We start from the raw sequence: 17255 nt of genomic DNA, 5'->3' as shown, positions 1-17255 counted from the left end.
GTCGTTCGTGACGATGCCTGATATGCGGCGCGGTGCGCAATGGGTGGATCGGCGCCCGGCACGCGGAAGTGGCGCCGTTGTCGCGGCCGCCAGGTCTCACTCCACCGATGCCGCGCTGAGGATGCTGGAGGCAGGGGGAAATGCCGTGGACGCGGCCGTGGCCTGCGGCCTGGTCGCCGGTGTCGTCGAACCCACCGAAACGACGCTGGGCGGGAGCGGGTTCATGCTCGTCCACGACCCGGCACGGGGCCGGGACTGGTCGATCGAGTTCCCGGCACGGGCACCCCAGGGCGCCAGGCCGGACATGTTCACCCTCGCCGGACGACAGGAAGGGACCCGCCTCGTCGCGGTGTCCGCGGTCATCGACGACGCCAATGTGGAAGGCCCACTCGCCTGTGGCGTACCGGCCACGGTGGCGGGGCTGCTGGCCGCCCACGAAGAGCTCGGGCGGCTGCCCCGCACCCAGGTCTTCGGGCCGGCCATCGAACTGGCCCACAACGGGTTCGTCGTCGACAGTTACCACGCCCTCCAGACCCTGGCCGCCCTCCCGGAACTGCGCGCCCACCCCGACGCCGCGCGAATCTTCCTCACCGAACAGGGTTTGCCCCCGGTGCCCGCCTACCACGGCCAGGCGTCGCTGGGTACCGGTCCCCTGCTACGGCAACAGGATCTCGGCTCGACACTGGAGCGCGTCGCCGACCAGGGCCGGGCCGGACTGTACGAAGGCCCTGTGGCCAGGGCCATCGGCGGCGCCTTCGCGGATCTGGGTGGAGTCCTGACCGAGCAGGACCTCGCCTCGTACCGCCCGGTCATCGGGGCGCCCCTGCGGTTGCGCTATCGCGACTGGGAGGTGCTGGCACCGGCCTCACCCTGCGGCGCGTGGACCGAGTTGCAGATCCTCGCCCTCCTCGAACACTTCGACCTCGGCCGTGCCGGCACGGACCGCTTGCACCTGATCGCCCAGGCCTCTCGCCGCGCGTTCGTCGACCGGTACCACTGGCTGGCCGACCCGGATTTCGTGCGCGTTCCCCTCCGGACGTTGCTGAGCGAGTCCTACACCGGTGCCCTCGCGGACCGCATCGGCGCGGACGAGATGACCCCCTGGACGGCCCCGGGCGGGGCTCCGCCGTGGGAGGAATTCGCCGGGCGCGCGGTGCACGACCCCTGGCCGCGGACCGGCGAACCGCCGTCTCATGCCGTCGCATCCGGCGGTGGCACGTTGAACCTGGATCACGGAACAACCCACTTCTCGGTCATCGACGCCGACGGAATGACGGTTTCCTGCACTCACACGGCGGCCAACGCCTTCGGCAACAAGATCGTCCCACCGGGTACCGGGTTGCTGTTCGACTCGGCGATGGCGTGGTTCAACGCCTCTCCTGGTGCCGCGAACTCCATCGCCCCGGGCAAACGCCCGCTGGCCAACATGGGCCCGCTCATCGCTCGCCGCATCGACGGTGAGCAGACCATCGCCCTGGGCGCGCCCGGCGGCAGGAGGATCATCAGCGCGGTCACCCAGGTGCTGTCCAACGTCGTCGACCGGGGCCTGGGGATACAGGAAGCGATCAGCGCGCCCCGCATCGACGCCGGCGGTACCGCGGTACTGGTCTCCGAGCGCGTCGACGACGCCGAACACGAGGCACTCTCGCTCCGGGGCTACACCACGGTGACCGTACCGGAGGAGCACGAGCCCTTCTCCTACGAACTCGCACGTCCGGTCGCCTGCGCCGCGGACCGGCACCAACGCACCGCCGCGGCGGATCCGTTCACGATCGCGAGCACCGCGGCGCTGTAGTCCACCGCGGGCTCCCCCGGCAGCAGTACGTCCGGGGGGAGGCAGCGCACACGGTGCCGCCGGATTCCGCTCATCCAAGCCCGACGCCCGGAGAGAACAATGCCAAACGCACAAGCACACGACGGCACACCGTTGAAACGCATCGCTTTCGCGAGCATGGTCGGCACGGTGATCGAGTGGTATGACTTCTTCCTCTTCGTGCTGTGCTCCTCGATCGTCTTTCCCCACATATTCTTTCCGCAGGGCGATCCCGCCAGCGCGACAATCGAGTCGTTCGCCGTTTTCGGCGTGGCCTATGTGGCTCGTCCTGTGGGCGCGGCGGTGTTCGGTCACTACGGTGACAAGCTGGGCCGGAAGACCAGCCTGACCGCAACCCTCGTACTCATGGGCGGCGCGACGCTGGGAATCGCTGCCCTGCCCACCTACGACTCCATCGGCCTCGCAGCACCCGTCATCCTCACTTTCCTCCGCCTGTGTCAGGGTTTTGGACTCGGCGGGGAATGGGGCGGGGCGGCGTTGCTGGCCGTCGAACACGCGCCCCCTGGGAAACGCGGCCTCTACGGATTGTTTCCCCAACTGGGCAACCCGATCGGGTTCTTCCTCTCCAACGCGGTTCTGCAACTGACCCTGCTCGCCGTGGGGCGCGATGGCTTCGAGCGAGGCGGTTGGCGGGTGGCCTTCCTCATCGGTGGTGCCTTCATCTTCATCGGGCTCTACGTTCGGCTGAGGATCATGGATTCTCCGGTCTTCACCGCCTCCAAGGCCCGCAGCGGAGGTCACGGCTCCTTCCCTCTCGGAGCGCTGTTGCGCAACCACTGGAAGGTGCTGGTGTGGAGCATCGTGATGCAAGCACCGTTCGCCGTCGGCTCCTACGGGTTGAACTCGTACTTCGGCACCTATGTCACGGATACCCTCGGCAAGCCCGCTTCCTGGGTGTTGGTCGCCGGTATGGTGGGCTCGCTGTTGAGCATCCCCACCTACATCGCCTTCAGCGTGCTGTCCGACAAGATCGGGCGGAAACCCGTGTACGCCATCGGTGGTTTCGGCTGGCTCATCCTGGCCCTGCCGTTCTACTGGCTCATTTCAACCGGGTCGCTGATCGGTGTCGTCGTCGCGGTGGCGCTTGGCTGGAGCATCTGCCACGCGGCCAGTTTCGCGGTGCAGTCCAGCTACCTCGCCGAGCTCTTCCCCACCGAAGTGCGCTACAGCGGTGCCTCGATGAGTTACCAGATGTCCTCGGTCATATTCGGTGCTCCGGCGGGAGCCATCGCCGCTTCCCTGTACGCGGATACCGGATCGATCTACAGCGTGTCGATCTACGTCATCATCGGCTGCGCGGTCGGCTTGATGGCCCTCACCCGGGTCCGGGAGACGTTCCGAACGTCCCTGGACGGCCCCCCGGAACCCGCCCGAGCATCCACCGCACCCCGGGCAACCCTGTAGCGCTCACGCGGAACGCGCGCGGCGGAAGCGGATCGCGGTGCCTCCACCGGCGACGAGTTTCAGCTTCAGTACGGTGGAGGCTCGCACCATCTCGGTCCGGACGTCGATCGGCAGCGGGTTGTCGTGCCAGCTGGTGTCCGCGGCGTCGCTGTAGATCTCGGCCCTGTACCGGCCCCGTCCCAGGAACCGCAGCGGCAGCCTCAGCGTCCGGTCGTGCTCGTCGGTGATGGCGCCGAGATACCAGGTGTGGCCCTTGCGGCGGGCGACCACCGTGTAGTCGCCGATCACGCAGTCCAGGAAGCGGGTCTCGTCCCAGCTGGCAGGCATGTCCTCGAGGTAGGCGAATCCGGGGTGGGAGTGGTAGTTCTCCGGGGTGTCGGCCAGCATCTGCAGCGGGCTGAAGAACACCGAGTACAGCGCGAGCTGTGCGGCCGAGGTCGTCTGTACGCGGGTCCCGAGTCCGGCCGGGTCCCAAGTCACGTTGAGCACGCCCGGGGTGTAGTCGGCCGGCCCGCCCATGAACCTGGTGAACGGAAGGATCGTGGCCTGCTCCGGCGGGTTGCCGAGCCGGCCCATGTAGTTGTGCTGCTCCATGCCGGCGACGCCCTCGCCGGTCATCATGTTCGGGTAGGTGCGCGCCAGCCCGGTCGGCTTGATTGCCTCATGCGCGATGATCATGATCTGGTGGCGGGCCGCCGTCTCGATGACACGCTGGTAGTGACGCACCGCTTCCTGGTCGAAGTGGCTGCGGTTCACCCCGCCCAGCACGAACTTGGTGGCGTAGCCGGTCTTGACCGAGTGGATGCCCAGTTCCGCGTATCGCGCGAAGATCGTTTCCAGGTGCTGCTCGTAGTAGTCGACGAAGCCGCGGGTCTCATTGTGCGCGGTGAACCCGACGCCGTTGGTCCGGGCGTAGCGCAGTACCTCGGCCAGGTCGAAGTCGGCCCGCGGCGTGAGGAAGTCCTGGCCGGTCCAGTTGCCGCCGGCGTTGGTGTTCCAGCCCTCGGCGAGTACGGAACTCGCGCCCGCCTCCCTGGCGAGGTCGATGTAGCGCTTGACCCGCTCAGTCGTGGCGCCGTGGCGCGGTCCCTCGGTCCAGGTCGTGTGTCGCCGCTGCAGTTCCCACCAGACACCGACGTACGTGCCGGGTGAGATCCACGACGTGTCCGTGAGCGCACACGGCTCGTTGAGGTTCTCGATCAGATGCGATTCGGCGAGATCGCCGGGTCGGCCGCCGATGACCAGCGTGCGCCATGGGGTGGAGAATTCGCCCCTGAGGTGGGCCTTCGCGCCGTCGGGAAGGCTGATCAGCTCGCTGGTGAAGGTGCCGGGCCGGTTACCGTCGGCGGCGAGGGTCATGCTCGGATAGTCGATCAGCGCCGCCTCGTGCACCACGATGTACTCACCACCCCGGGTGGCCAGCGACAGCGGGGTCTGGGCGGTTTTCACGTCCGCCAGCCTGGCCCGCCGGTAGTGCCGTTCATCAGCGTTCCAGTCCGTGCCCGCCTCCAGCGACCAACTCGTGGCGGTCGGTGGCAAGGAGAACTCGGTCCTCTCGGCGGTCACGGTGTAGCGGTCGAGTCCGGCTTGGGCCGGCAGGCGGTAGCGGAAGCCGAAGCCGTCGTCGAAGACCCGGACGATCAGGTCCAGCCGGAGCCCGGTCGCCGGTTGCACGGTCCGCAGTACGCACTCCCGCGCATGGTTGCGGACGAGCGCGTCGGGCCCCCACACCGGCCGCCAGCTCTCGTCTATGGTCCTGCGCCGCACGGATTCCAGCACCAGTCCGCCGGTGAGCGAGGGCCGGTCGGCCAGGTCGAGCCCCAGCCCGGAGGAGGGCACCAGGACCCTTCCGTGCCGTACGACCTGGTAGCGCAGCCGGCCGTCCGTCACCCGCACGGTGATCCGCAGCCGGCCGTTCGGCGAGCCGATCGTGACGTGGTCGGGCGGCGCGGCGGACGCGGTGGCGGGTGCGGCGAGCGCCCCGGTGAACACCACGCCGGCGGTGGCACCGACGACGGCACGGCGGTTGGGGACATTGGCCATGTCACGCTCCATCAAGGGTGGTCGGCGGCACGGCGGCCGGGTGCGCGTTGTTACAACGTTGTAACAAGCGCTTTCTACGGACGTCAACCCTTCTTGAGCGACAACCTTGAGCGACAACAACACGGATTGCCGTAAGTGCCGTTGACATTGGGGTAGTACGACGTGAAGGCTACTGCAGCGGTCGCCTTGAATCGTTTTAGTCCCTGGTGGTGGCAACCCGGCCGATGCCCATGGCGAGAGGTGCTCGACGTGTTCAGACGTAGCGGTTCCGCACCGGGCCAAAGCGCTCTCGCGCCCCTCGGACTTCGGGGAGGTGCGCGCACGGGTTGTCCACGCGAACGTGGCTTCCATCGGCGCCTTCACCTCCTCCAGCGAGGATCTCAACCGCATCTGGAAGAACAACCGCTGGAGCATTCTCAACAACTCCATGAGCACGCCCACCGATACCCCGGTCCGCGATGAGCGCACCCCTCCGGCCATGGACGTCCAGGCCTACCGGGACGCCGCGACGCGCGAATTCGGCATGGCGGGCTTCTACGCGAAGTATCTGCGGGATCTGCCGCCGGGCACGGCGCTGCCCTCCGACGACGTCAAGGCGCAGTACCCCGACATGGCGGGTGGTCAGGTCACCTTGGCCTGGACCCTGTACGAGCAGTACCGCGACCGGGACGCACTGGAGACGGCCTATCCGGACATGACTCACTGGTCAACACCGCCCTCTCCTACCAGCAGGCGCGGGCCGTGGCGAAGGCCGCGGACGTGCTCGGGCACCGGCGGGACGCGCGCCATTTCGAGTCCCTGGCGGGCCGCGTCAGAAACGCGTTCAACGCGCACTTCCTCAACGAAGCCGGTGATACGTACGGCAGCGGACGCCAGGTGACCAGCATCCTCCCGCTGGCGTTCGGGCTGGTGCCCGCCGACAAGGTCGCCGACGTCGGCGACCAGCTCGCCCGGACCATCATCGAACACGACGCCTGCCATGTGGACACCGGCATCTTCGGCACCCGCTACCTGGTCGACGCACTGGCCCGCATCGGGCGGATCGACTTGGCGATGACCATGCTCCACCAGCGCACCTATCCCGGCTTCGGCTTCCAGCTCGCCAAGGGGGCCACCACCACCTGGGAACAGTGGCTCTACCGCTCCTCGATGGAAACCCACGACCACGCGATGTTCGCCGGTATCAACAGCTCGCTGTACACCATCCTCTCGGGCATCCGGCCCACCGAGCCCGGGTACCGCGAGATCGCGGTCGAGCCACGGGTCCCCGGCTCCCTCGACCAGGTTTCCGCCTCGCAGGAGACGGTGCGCGGTCGCGTGGCAAGCAGCTGGCAGAAGACGGGGAGCACCCTGCGACTGACCGTCACCATCCCGGCCAACAGCCGCGCGGTGATACGTGTGCCCCTGACGCACCAGGATGACCGGGTCCAGGCCCCCGCCGAAGCGCGGAAGACGCAGGCGGCCGGCCAGGCGGTCTCGTACCGAGTCGGCTCCGGAACGTGGACGTTCACCGTGCAGGCCCGTTGACGTCCCGCGGTCGCTCAACGCCCTCCGGGCTCCGCACCGAGCCGTCGGCGATAGCGCAGGCCGGGCCGTCCACCGACGCCGGCCTCTCCCACGACGGTGAATCCATTGCGGCCGAGCACGGTCATGGAGGCCACGTTGTCGAGGGTGGTGTAGGCGGTGAGGGTGGAGAGCCGGTACGCCGTGGCGGCCAGGCGGCACACCTCTTCCACCGCGGCGGTCGCCATCCCCCGGCCCGCGGCCCGCTCGCCGATCCGGTAGCCCAGTTCGGCGTCCCCTTCCTCCACGTCCACGAGATTGACGCGGCCGACCAACTCCCCGTGGTCGTCCACGACGACATGGAAGTGACACACACCGGCGTCCTGCTCGGCGAGCCGGGCACGGTGCAGGGACGCGAACTCCTCGAAGTAGGCGTCCCCCCGGTCCGAGATCGACCGGGCGAAGTACTCCCGGTTCTCGTGCTCGAAGGCCAGCAGGGCGGGCGCGTGATCGGCCCGGAGCCGTTCCAACCTCAACATGCCTCATTCCATTCGTGCTCATGGAGTGCAATGGAGTGCATTCGCCATTCCGGTCATACCCCGTATAGCACTACCCGGAGAAAATGGCGCGGGTCCTCCGATCAGACCGCGGTGGCCGAGCGGCTGGGCATCGGCGAAGGACGCCGGACAGACACGGCTGTCGGGGCGGAAGGTACCGAGGAAGTCCGTGCGGAATGAGTGGATGCCGTCATGATGCCGTCCTTCTTCGGTGCGCTGCGGAAGGCGGCGGAGGTGTCCCGCGCCACCGAGTCCGGGCGGTGCCCCATGGGCCGGCCAGGACGCCCGCTGCCTGGGTGTGACACACCCGGGCAGCCGGTCGCGGCGTTTCGTAGCCTGGCGGCATGGGAGACAACGACCTGGGAGAATTCCTGCGAAGCCGCAGGTCAGGACTTCGGCCCGAAGAGGTCGGGATGGCGAGCCACGGCACCCGCCGCGTTCCCGGGCTGCGCCGTGAGGAGGTCGCGGTACTGGCCGGTGTCAACGCCGACTACTACACCCGCCTGGAACAGGGCCGGGAGCGCCACCCCTCCGCGCAGGTGCTCGACGCGCTCGGCCGCGCGCTGCGCCTCGACGGCGACGCCCGGGACCATCTGTTCCGGCTCGGCGGCACGGTGCCCGACGCCCCGGCCGTCCGCGTGTCCGACCGGGTCAGCCCCGGGTTGCGGCAGCTGATGGACGGCTATCCGCACACACCTGCCTTCGTGCTCAACCGGACCCTGGACATCCTCGCCGCCAACGCGCTGGCCGACGCCCTCCACTCGCCGTTCCACCCGGCAGACAACCTGGCCCGTATGGCGTTCGCGGACCCCGCGGGCCGCGCCTTCTACCAGGACTGGGACCGGGCGGCCCAGGCCATCGTCGCGAATCTGCGCCACGCGGCGGGCTATGAGCCGGACAATCCGCGTCTGCGCGGGCTCGTGGACACCCTCACCGAGGACAGCGCGGACTTCGCGCGCCTGTGGGACAGCCACACCGTGCGCGGCAAGACCCAGGAGGCCAAGCGGTTTCTGCATCCCGACGTCGGCCCCCTCACGCTCGGCTACCAGGCGTTCGACGTACGGGAGGCCCCGGGCCAGCAACTCGTCATCTACCACGCGGAGCCCGGAAGCGGCAGCGCGGAGGCGCTGCATCTGCTCGGCTCCATCCACGCGACACGCACCCGGCCCTCCCCCCGGGGCGCGGACCGCACCTGAGCTCAGGCGCCCTTCTCAAAGCTGTGAGGAGCCGGTCGGTCCCGGCCCCTCACGGCCGGTCAGTCGGGGCGCTCAGTCGCGCGCGAGCAGTTCGAGCGTGTCGATGACCCGGTTCGAGAAGCCCCACTCGTTGTCGTACCAGGCCACCACCTTGATGTGCGTTCCGTCGACGCGGGTGAGGGCGGCGTCGAAGATGGACGACGCCGGCCGTCGGGTGATGTCGCTGGAGACGAGCGGCTCGTCGGAGTAGTCGAGGATGCCCTTGAGCTTGCCGTCCGCGGCGGCGCGGTAGGCGGCGAGCACCTCGTCGCGGCTGACCTCCCGGGAGACCGCGGTGTTCAGCTCCACGATCGACCCCACCGGCACCGGTACGCGGATCGAGTCGCCCGACAGCTTGCCGTCGAGGTTCGGCAGCACCAGGCCGATGGCCTTGGCGGCCCCGGTGGTGGTGGGCACGATGTTCACCCCGGCGGCGCGGGCGCGGCGCAGGTCGCGGTGGGGGCCGTCCTGGAGGTTCTGCTCCTGGGTGTACGCGTGCACCGTGGTCATGAAGCCGTGCTCGATACCGGCCAGGTCGTCCAGTACGGCGGCCAGCGGGGCCAGCGCGTTCGTGGTGCACGAGGCGTTCGAGACGATCACGTGCTCGGCGGGGTCGTAGGCATCGGTGTTCACGCCGTAGGCGAGCGTGACATCGGCACCGGCGGAGGGGGCGCTCACCAGCACGCGCCGGGCACCGGCACGGATGTGCGCGCGGGCGGCGTCCGCCGCGGTGAAGCGGCCCGTGGACTCGAGCACGATGTCGACGCCGAGCTCGGCCCACGGCAGGTCGGCGGGCTCGCGCTCGGCGAGCACCTTGATGCGGCGGCCGTCGACGACGAGGTCGGTTCCGTCGACCTCGACGGAGCGGCCGAGGGGGCCGAGCGAGCTGTCGTACTTGAGCAGATGGGCGAGGGACTCGGGGGCGGTGAGGTCGTTGACGGCGACCACCTCGAGGTCGCTGTCGCGCTCGAGCAGGGCGCGGAGGGTGTTGCGTCCGATGCGGCCGAATCCATTGACGGCGATGCGGGTCATGGAGATTCCTTTCGTTTCCGCCCCCATCGTCGGCAATCCGGATCCCCGGCCGACAGCGGCATGAACGCCACCGCACGCAAGGATCTCGCCATAGCCATCCCGCCCTTCACGGCCCTGTTCTCCCGAAGCTACGGCGAAGTGGCAAGTAGCTCTCTGTAGCGGATCTGTAGTGTGCTTGTCAGCGTTTTGATCTTCTGGGCTCATCGGGGGCCGTGCTCGGCGAGGTTGGTCCGGTCATGATGATCGGAGGGAGCGCGGGGTGCAGCGGGAGTGGGAGCCGGAGGACCTGATCGAGGTCTGGACTCCGCTGGAGGAGGACCAGGAGCGGCTTCTGCCGCCGGACTTCGAGGACAACCGTGATGTGCACTACGACGCGATCCGCCAGCCGCAGGACCCGCAAGCGTTCATCGAAGCCCTTCAGAAGCGGCTGCGCGAGGCCCTGACCCGCTTCGACACGGCGCTGGAGCTGGGCACCACGGGCGGGGTGGACATCGTCCGTCGGCACGGTGAGCCGTGGATCACGGTCGCACCGCTGGGCAAGCAGGAGGAGCCGGACAACCTCGTCGTCCTGAAGGCGGAGATCGAACGCCGCTGGGGCACCATCGACCTGATCGACATCCTCAAGGAGGCCGAGTTTTCCACCGGCTTCACCGGCGAGTTCACCTCGGTCGCCACCAGGGAGGCGGTCCCGAAGGCGGTGCTGCGGCGCCGGCTGCTGCTGGTGCTGTTCGCGCTGGGGACGAACATGGGCATCAAGCGGGTCGCGGTCACAGGCAAGCACGGCGAGAGCGAGGCCGTCCTGCGCCGGGTGCGGCACCTGTTCGTCAACCGGACCAACCCGCTCGCGGCGCTGGTGCGGCTGGTCAACGCCACCTTCGCCGCCCGCGATGCGGCGTGGTGGGGCGAGGGCACCGCCTGCGCGAGCGACTCCAAGAAGTTCGGCTCCTGGTCCAGCAACTTCATGACCGAATGGCATCAGCGCTACCGCGGCCCCGGGGTGATGATCTACTGGCACGTCGACACGCACGGCGCCTCCATCGTCGGGTTCGCCTTCGCCCACATGCTCGGCTTCAACCTGCTGCCCAGGCTGAAGAACGTCGGCTCGGCGCGGCTGTACCGGCTGGCGGCCGGGGAGGACGAGAAGTGGCCGAACCTGGCGCCGGTGCTGTCGACCAAGACGATCGACTGGAACCTGATCCGCCAGCAGTACGACCAGATCGTGAAGTACACCACCGCCCTGCGCCTGGGCACCGCCGAGGCCGAGCAGGTCCTGCGGCGCTTCACCCGCGGCGGGCCCAAGCACCCCACCTACCGCGCGATCGAGGAGCTGGGGCGGGCGGTGCGCACGGCGTTCATATCAGTTACGTGGAATCTGACCGCAGCGGAGATCATCGCCCTGCGGTACGACCACGGGCTGAGGAGATGTGTTGGGCACGGTGGTGCTGGAGGAGAAGTGGCCGGTGCTCGGCAGGCACGAGCAGGCCGCCGGGTGGTTGCAGGTGTGGAGCGACCTGGGTCGGGCTCCCCGGACGATCGACGCCTACGCCCGGGGGCTGGCCGAGTACCTGGAGATGTGCGAGCGGGAGAATGTCGACCCGCTGACCGCGAACCGGGGCACACATCGCCGTCTATGTACGGGAGTTGACATCTCGGCCGAGCCGCCGGGGCGCGAATGTGGTCTTGATCGACTCGGGCTCGGGCCTGGCCAATGCCACGATTCAGCAGCGCCTGGTGCCCGTCCGGCTGTTCTACGACTTCCTCATGGAGGACGGTCAGCGCGACTCCAACCCGGTCGGCCGGGGCCGCTACACGCCTGGCCGCCGACACCGTGGCGGGCACGAGCGCGGCCTCGTTCCGAGGCTGACGAAGCTGCCGTGGATACCCACCGAGCAGCAGTGGCTGGACATCCTCGCGGTCGCCGCCGCGGAGCCGGTCCGCAACCGGGTCATGCTCGCTCTCGCCTACGACGCCGCACTGCGCCGCGAGGAGCTGTGCTCGCTGCGGACCGAGGACCTCGACCCGGCCCACCGAACCCTGCGGGTACGGGCTGAGACGACCAAGAACCGGCTGGAGCGCGTCGTCCCGTACTCCGCGCCGACCGGCGTCCTGCTGTCGGGCTACCTCGCACATCGGGCGACGATCAGCCGGGCCCGCGGACCGCTGTTCCTCTCGGAATCCCGGCGCGACCACGCCCAGCCGCTGAGCCTGTGGACCTGGTCGAAGGTCGTCCGCCGGATCGCGCTGGCCGCCGATGTCCCACGATTCTCCACGCACACGACGCGACACCTCTGCTTGACCGACCTGGCCCGGATGGGCTGGGAACTGCACGCCATCGCCACCTTCGCCGGCCACCGGCACACCGACTCCACACTCACCTACATCCACCTGTCGGGCCGGGACCTGGCCGACAAGCTCAGCCGCGGCATGGAACAGATCCACGGCTGGCGGGTGCAGATGCTGGCCCGCCTCGGCGAGCCGGCGACCGGAACGGTCGCGCTGTGACCGCGGCGATATCGGCGGCCGCTTCCGAGACGGCCACGGCCCCTTCCTGGCCTTGGCCCATTGACCTGGCCCGATACGACCGTCGGCCCGAGCTCACCGAACGCGAGCGTGCAGCACTGACCAGTCTGGGCTGGGAAGTCCGCCGACGCCGTGGCTATGCCCCGGACCGGGTCGAGTGGCGGGCGATCTCCCGTCTGCTCCGCCCGCTCGACGACGCACGAGCCGCGCTTCGGTGGTGCCCCGACACTCCCTCCCACCGCCGGGCCGTGACCGACGCCATCGGCCTCGTCCTGCGGCGCTGCCTGGAGGACGGCACGTCGTTTTGGGCGTGGTCGGCGGACGACTGGGTCCGCCTCATCGCCCCTGGCCACAAGGAGTTCGAGGATGCCTGGCCCGGGTGGATCGACGGCACGGTCCGGCCCTACGTGGCCGCGTTCGCCTACCTGCTCGGCGACTTCACCGACTTCCACCGAATCGGCGGGTTCATCCGCCGCTCGCTTGCCTGGCGCGTCTTCGGCCAGGAACAGGGGCGGCCGGCCGGAAGGGGCGCTGTCCGGCTGGAGGGCGCCATGCCAGGCGTCTGCAACCGGTTGCAGACCTCGGCGTTGATTTCTCTCTCTCGCGGTTTTGATACTGCCGGCTCCAGTCCCCGGTGCTGCGGCCCATGCCGCGTGCCCTTCTGCCCAGGCGGCCACCATGACCTCCTCCACACGACAGGCGGAACCACCCCGGTCCGGCGAGCGCCCCCGCTCCCGCCTCGACGCCTTCTTCCAGCTCACCCGGCACGGCACGTCGATACGGACCGAGTTCGTGGCCGGCATGACGATGTTCTTCGCCACCGGCTACCTCGTCGCTGTGGTCCCCGCTCTACTCGCCCGGGGCGGCATGCCCCGGGCCGAGGTCACCACCGCGGTGATCCTCGTCGTCGGCCTCGCCACCGCGCTCGGCATGGGCCTGTACGCCCGGCGGCCGTTCGTCGTCGGCCCCGGCATCGGCGGCGTCGCCCTGCTCGGCGTCACGATCTCCGCCGTCGAGGGCGTACCGTGGCAGACCGCTATGGGCATGGCCTTTCTCAGCGGCGCCCTCTTCCTGATCCTCACGCTGGCCGGGCTGCGCCGCCTGATCGCGGACGCCGTGCCGACGCCGCTGAAGGCCGCCATCGCCGCCGGCGTCGGCCTATTCATCGCCTATCTCGGCTTCCAGAACGCCCACTTCGTCGTCGCCAATCCCAAATCCAACGCCCTGTCCGTCGGCGATCTCGGCAGCAGCGGTGCGCTGCTGGCCCTCATCGGCCTGCTCCTCGCCCTGCTCCTCACCGCCCGCCGCGTCCCCGGGGCGCTGCTCATCGCGGTCGTCGCCACCACCCTCATCGGCATCCCGATGGGCGTCACCAAGGTTCCCGACCCCCTGTACTCCCTGCCGTCCGGCATCGGTGATCTGGTCCTCCGGGTCGATGTGGCGGGCGCGCTGAAGCCGGAGTACCTGCCGTACGTGCTGACCTTCCTGGTCTCCGAGTTCTTCTCCACCATGGGCACCGTCCTGGCCGTCTCCGGGCGCGCGGGGCTGCTGGACGCGAACGGCAATCTGCCGGACATCAACAAGCCGTTCGTGGTCGACTCGGCGAGCGCCACCGCCGGCACCCTGGTCGGCGTGCCGGCCATGACGGCGTACGTCGAGTCAGCGGCCGGGGCCGAGGCGGGCGGGCGCACCGGGCTGAGCGCGGTCTTCGCCGGGGCCGGGTTCCTGGCCTCCCTGGTGCTGGCGCCATTCGTGCTGATGATCCCCGCCGAGGCCACGGCGGGCGTGCTGATCGTCATCGGGCTGCAGATCTTCGGCGGAATCACCCGGGCCGACCTGGGCGATCTCACCACCTCCTTCCCGGCGCTGCTGACCGTGGTCGCCATGGTCTTCACGTTCAACATCGGCACCGGCATCGCCGCGGGCATCCTCGCCTACGCCGCCCTGAAGCTGCTCACCGGCCGGGTGCGGGAGCTACCGTGGCCGCTGGGCGCGCTGTGCCTGCCGCTCGTCTACTACTTCTGGAACCTGGCCCACTAAAGGCGGAGTCATTCGATGCCGAGCTACGAGGAATTCCTGCGCCGCCTGCCCAAGGCCGAGCTGCACTGCCACTTCGTCGGCGCCATCCCAGCCCATACGGCCTGGGAGATCGCCCGCCGCAACAGCATCCGGCTGCCCGCCGACAGTGCCGAGACGCTCTACGACTTCGCCGACTTCTACACCTTCCTCCAGGTGTACATGGCGGTCGCCGCCGCGCTGCGCACCCGCGAGGACTTCGCCGAGGCCGTCTACGCCACGCTCCGCGAGGGCCACGAGCGGGGCAACCTCCGGTACCGCGAGATGTTCTTCAACCCGACCGACCACTACCGCTCCGGGGCCACCTACCCCGGCATCGTCGACGGGCTGATCGACGGCATCCGCGCCGCAGAACAAGACTTCGGCGTCCGCTGCCGCCTCATCCCGTCCATCAACCGCATGGAGTCCCCTGCCGTCGCCTCCGCAATGCTGGACGACGTCCTGTCCCACCGTCGCGACGAGGTCATCGGCATCGGCCTCGACGCCGCCGAGCGCAGCGGCCCGCCCGAGCACTTCGCGGAGGTCTTCCAGCGGGCCGCGCGCGCGGGCCTGCGCCGCACCGCCCACACCTGCGAGGACAACCAGACCCTTACCGAGGGCCCGCCCCGCAACGCCGTCACCTGCCTGGACCGGCTCGGCTGCGACCGGCTCGACCACGGCTACAACCTGCTCGCCGACGAGACCGTCACCGCCCGGGTCCGGGACGAGCAAGTCCCGTTCACGGTTTGCGCGCACACCTCCAACAAACACCTCGTCGACCGCCGCCGGCACACCATCGCCGCCATGCTGGACGCCGGGCTCAACATCAGCCTGCACACCGACGACCCGGCCATGTTCGGCACCGACCCCGGGGAGACGTACGTCGCAGCCTGCACGGACCTGGGACTGGACGCCGACGCGGCCGTCCGGCTCGCCCTCGCCGCGGTCGACGCCGCCTGGCTCGACGACGGCGACCGGCGCACACTGCGGGCCTCCTTCCAGCAGCAGGCCGACGACCTGCGCGAGCAGCTGAGCGCCGGGCCCGGTCGGCCCGGCGCCCCCGGCCCACAGGACATGCCCGCGGCACGGTGATACTGGCCTCATGGCCACCACGCTGCGCCAGGTCGCCCGGGAGGCCGGGGTATCGCCGTCCACGGCCTCCCGGGCCTTGACCCGGCCCGACATGATCTCCCCCCAGACGGCGGCCCGGGTCCGGGCGGCCGCCGCCCGGCTGCGCTACGTCCCGAACCGCGCCGCCATCTCTCTCAACAGCGGCACCACCGGCACCCTCGGCCTGGTCGTCCACGCCCTGACCAATCCGCTGTACGCCCGCCTCGCCCGCGCCGTCCACCGACGGGCCGAGGCGGCGGGTCTGGGCCTGGAGATCGTGGACACCTTCGAGACCGACGAGCGGGAGGCCAGGCTCCTCGGGCAGTTGGTCGGCCGGGTGGACGGCGTCATCTCGGTGGCCTCTCGGCTGCCCGCCGCGGACCTGCTCACCATCGGCGCGCAAGTGCCGCTCGTCCTGATCAACCGCCGCTGCGGCGGGCTGTCCTCCGTCATCATCGACGTGCCCACAGGGATCGCCCGCTGCCTCGACCACCTTGCCGACCTCGGACACCGGCGGATCGTCTACGTCTCGGGACCGGTGCGCACCTGGTCCGACCATCAGCGGCGCCGCAGGGTCCAGGACCGGGCCCGGCTCTACGACCTGGAGATCGAGACCATCGGCCCCGCTCCACCCGTGTTCCACGCCGGAGTCGCCGCCGCCGACCGGGCCCGCACGTCTGGCGCCACCGCCCTCATCGCGTACAACAGTCTGATCGCGCTCGGCGCGCTCTACCGCCTGGCGGACCAGGGAATCTCCGTGCCGGGACAGATGAGCGTAGTCAGCGGCGACGATCTCGACACCGTCGGGGCCGCCGACCTCTCCGTCACCGCGCTCCACCTGCCGCTCGATGACGCCGCACGCGAGGCAGTCGCGCTGCTGCCCTCGGAGGGGGCAACCACGGAGCCAAAACTGGTGACACTACCGACCACATTGATCCCCCGCGGATCCAGCGGACGCGCTCCGGAGGTCGCGACTCACTGAGCCGTCACCTGGTTGCAGAGCGCCGTGTCGGCGAAACTCGCCGACTACGGCGCTCTCTCACATCAGGGCCCGCGGTTCGAGCTTGATCACGCGGTTCAGCGTTCCCGCAAACGATCCTTTGCGCGAGCAAGATCAATCGCGGGCCGCCGGGCCGCCGCCGGACCCGGATTCGTTCTCAGAACCCGTTCTCACTCAAAAGCAGGACGGACGTGTGACACACCCGCCGCTTCACCAAGGTGCCCCGGCTGAAGAAGGCGCTGCGGGTGCCGACTCCCGCCGACCGAGTCCCGGGCCGCCCGTGGCGGCCCGGCAACCCACCCCCGGCGCCGATCGACCCGGACCTGCCGAGCGCGGACATCCGCATCGGCTACGCACGCTGCTCGATCCTCGGGCAGGAACTCGACTCCCAGCTCGACGCGCTCGCCAAGCACGGCATCCCCCGCGACAAGATCTTCAGCGAGAAGATCAGCACCCGGGTGCGGGTCCGCCCGAAGTTCGAGGAGGCGCTGCGGACGGCGCGGGAGGTCAAGGCGCACGCCGACCACCTCACCGCCCACGGCCTGGTCCTGGAGATGCTCGCCGGGCCCCTGCCCGGCATCTACGACCCCACCGGTCCGGGGAAGCTGCTGTTCGCGTTCTTCGCGGCGCTGGCGGAGACCGAGCGGGAGAACATCCGCGAGTCGACGCTGGAGGGGCTCGACACCGCGGCCCGCAAGGGCAAGCACGGCGGCCGGCCACCGGTCATCACCGACGATATGCTGCACACCGTGCTCCGGCGCCGGGCGAGCGGCGAGTCCGTCGAGCAGATCCAGCGCGACCTGATCATCCCCACCGGCAAGCGCAAGGGACAGAACCCCTCCGTCGCGAGCATCTACCGGGCGCTCGCCGAGCACGCCAAGCGCGAGGCGTACCCCGAAGCCGTCGAGCAGGCCCACGCCGACTTCGCCGTAGCTTCGGGAGAACAGGGCCTTCACACGGAC

At 69.6% G+C, this 17255-nt stretch carries 11 protein-coding genes and 3 pseudogenes; 11 read left to right on the top strand and 3 right to left on the bottom strand.

Features of this window, described 5'->3' with window-relative positions; genetic code table 11:
* Positions 1–13: 13 nt before the first annotated feature.
* Complete coding sequence (locus tag J2Z30_RS42395; RefSeq protein ID WP_078957172.1) at positions 14–1795, top strand: gamma-glutamyltransferase family protein; 1782 nt, start codon at positions 14–16, stop codon at positions 1793–1795.
* Positions 1796–1894: 99 nt separating this feature from the next.
* Positions 1895–3238 carry an MFS transporter gene (locus J2Z30_RS42390; protein WP_044580257.1) on the top strand — a complete coding sequence of 448 codons (1344 nt, stop codon included), beginning with the start codon at positions 1895–1897 and terminating at the stop codon, positions 3236–3238.
* Between the two features lie 3 nt (positions 3239–3241).
* Here the strand turns inward: J2Z30_RS42390 and J2Z30_RS42385 are convergent, their stop codons facing one another.
* Positions 3242–5281 (bottom strand): glycoside hydrolase family 97 protein, encoded by a 2040-nt coding sequence (locus tag J2Z30_RS42385; RefSeq protein ID WP_044580256.1) that lies wholly within the window; start codon positions 5279–5281, stop codon positions 3242–3244.
* 313 nt (positions 5282–5594) lie between these two features.
* Between J2Z30_RS42385 and J2Z30_RS50305 the strand changes: the two are divergent.
* Both J2Z30_RS50305 and J2Z30_RS50300 read left to right on the top strand, forming a co-directional pair.
* Positions 5595–6424, top strand: a pseudogene (locus J2Z30_RS50305) (alpha-L-rhamnosidase-related protein); the annotation flags it as partial.
* Between the two features lie 6 nt (positions 6425–6430).
* Positions 6431–6808 (top strand): alpha-L-rhamnosidase C-terminal domain-containing protein, encoded by a 378-nt coding sequence (locus J2Z30_RS50300; RefSeq protein WP_308280252.1) that lies wholly within the window; start codon positions 6431–6433, stop codon positions 6806–6808.
* 14 nt (positions 6809–6822) lie between these two features.
* Here J2Z30_RS50300 and J2Z30_RS42370 read toward each other — a convergent pair whose 3' ends face one another.
* Positions 6823–7323 (bottom strand): GNAT family N-acetyltransferase, encoded by a 501-nt coding sequence (locus J2Z30_RS42370; RefSeq protein WP_044580253.1) that lies wholly within the window; start codon positions 7321–7323, stop codon positions 6823–6825.
* Between the two features lie 362 nt (positions 7324–7685).
* On the opposite strand from J2Z30_RS42370, the gene J2Z30_RS42365 reads away from it, so the two are divergent.
* Positions 7686–8537, top strand: a complete 852-nt coding sequence (locus J2Z30_RS42365; RefSeq protein WP_044580252.1) for a helix-turn-helix transcriptional regulator — start codon at positions 7686–7688, stop codon at positions 8535–8537.
* Positions 8538–8609: 72 nt separating this feature from the next.
* On the opposite strand, the gene gap is transcribed toward J2Z30_RS42365, so the two are convergent.
* Positions 8610–9608 carry a type I glyceraldehyde-3-phosphate dehydrogenase gene (gene gap / locus J2Z30_RS42360; RefSeq protein WP_044580251.1) on the bottom strand — a complete coding sequence of 333 codons (999 nt, stop codon included), beginning with the start codon at positions 9606–9608 and terminating at the stop codon, positions 8610–8612.
* Positions 9609–9924: 316 nt separating this feature from the next.
* Between gap and J2Z30_RS50295 the strand changes: the two are divergent.
* The 6 genes and pseudogenes from J2Z30_RS50295 to J2Z30_RS50290 form a co-directional block, all read left to right on the top strand.
* Positions 9925–10965, top strand: a pseudogene (locus J2Z30_RS50295) (Tn3 family transposase); the annotation flags it as partial.
* A gap of 317 nt (positions 10966–11282) precedes the next feature.
* Positions 11283–12110 carry a tyrosine-type recombinase/integrase gene (locus J2Z30_RS42350; protein ID WP_308280240.1) on the top strand — a complete coding sequence of 276 codons (828 nt, stop codon included), beginning with the start codon at positions 11283–11285 and terminating at the stop codon, positions 12108–12110.
* Positions 12111–12806: 696 nt separating this feature from the next.
* A complete protein-coding gene (locus J2Z30_RS42345) occupies positions 12807–14168 on the top strand; it encodes an NCS2 family permease (protein WP_044580250.1) in 1362 nt (453 codons plus the stop codon).
* A 15-nt stretch (positions 14169–14183) separates the two neighbouring features.
* The gene (add, locus tag J2Z30_RS42340; protein WP_044580248.1) at positions 14184–15275 is read left to right on the top strand and encodes an adenosine deaminase; all 1092 of its coding nucleotides are present in this window, start codon (positions 14184–14186) and stop codon (positions 15273–15275) included.
* Positions 15276–15285: 10 nt separating this feature from the next.
* The gene (locus tag J2Z30_RS42335) at positions 15286–16275 is read left to right on the top strand and encodes a LacI family DNA-binding transcriptional regulator (protein ID WP_044580247.1); all 990 of its coding nucleotides are present in this window, start codon (positions 15286–15288) and stop codon (positions 16273–16275) included.
* 236 nt (positions 16276–16511) lie between these two features.
* Positions 16512–16940: pseudogene (locus J2Z30_RS50290) on the top strand (recombinase family protein); the annotation flags it as partial.
* Positions 16941–17255 lie beyond the last annotated feature (315 nt).

Source organism: Streptomyces iranensis (assembly GCF_017874715.1).
Classification (GTDB): domain Bacteria; phylum Actinomycetota; class Actinomycetes; order Streptomycetales; family Streptomycetaceae; genus Streptomyces; species Streptomyces iranensis.
The sequence above is the reverse complement of the archived record's forward strand: the minus strand, read 5'-3'. Positions and strand labels throughout refer to the sequence as shown.

Coding starts and splice junctions, on each gene's coding strand:
- J2Z30_RS42395 (WP_078957172.1), top strand. CDS start 14: ATGCCTGATATGCGGCGCGGTGCGCAATGGGTGGATCGGCGCCCGGCA.
- J2Z30_RS42390 (WP_044580257.1), top strand. CDS start 1,895: ATGCCAAACGCACAAGCACACGACGGCACACCGTTGAAACGCATCGCT.
- J2Z30_RS42385 (WP_044580256.1), bottom strand. CDS start 5,281: ATGGCCAATGTCCCCAACCGCCGTGCCGTCGTCGGTGCCACCGCCGGC.
- J2Z30_RS50300 (WP_308280252.1), top strand. CDS start 6,431: ATGGAAACCCACGACCACGCGATGTTCGCCGGTATCAACAGCTCGCTG.
- J2Z30_RS42370 (WP_044580253.1), bottom strand. CDS start 7,323: ATGTTGAGGTTGGAACGGCTCCGGGCCGATCACGCGCCCGCCCTGCTG.
- J2Z30_RS42365 (WP_044580252.1), top strand. CDS start 7,686: ATGGGAGACAACGACCTGGGAGAATTCCTGCGAAGCCGCAGGTCAGGA.
- gap (WP_044580251.1), bottom strand. CDS start 9,608: ATGACCCGCATCGCCGTCAATGGATTCGGCCGCATCGGACGCAACACC.
- J2Z30_RS42345 (WP_044580250.1), top strand. CDS start 12,807: ATGACCTCCTCCACACGACAGGCGGAACCACCCCGGTCCGGCGAGCGC.
- add (WP_044580248.1), top strand. CDS start 14,184: ATGCCGAGCTACGAGGAATTCCTGCGCCGCCTGCCCAAGGCCGAGCTG.
- J2Z30_RS42335 (WP_044580247.1), top strand. CDS start 15,286: ATGGCCACCACGCTGCGCCAGGTCGCCCGGGAGGCCGGGGTATCGCCG.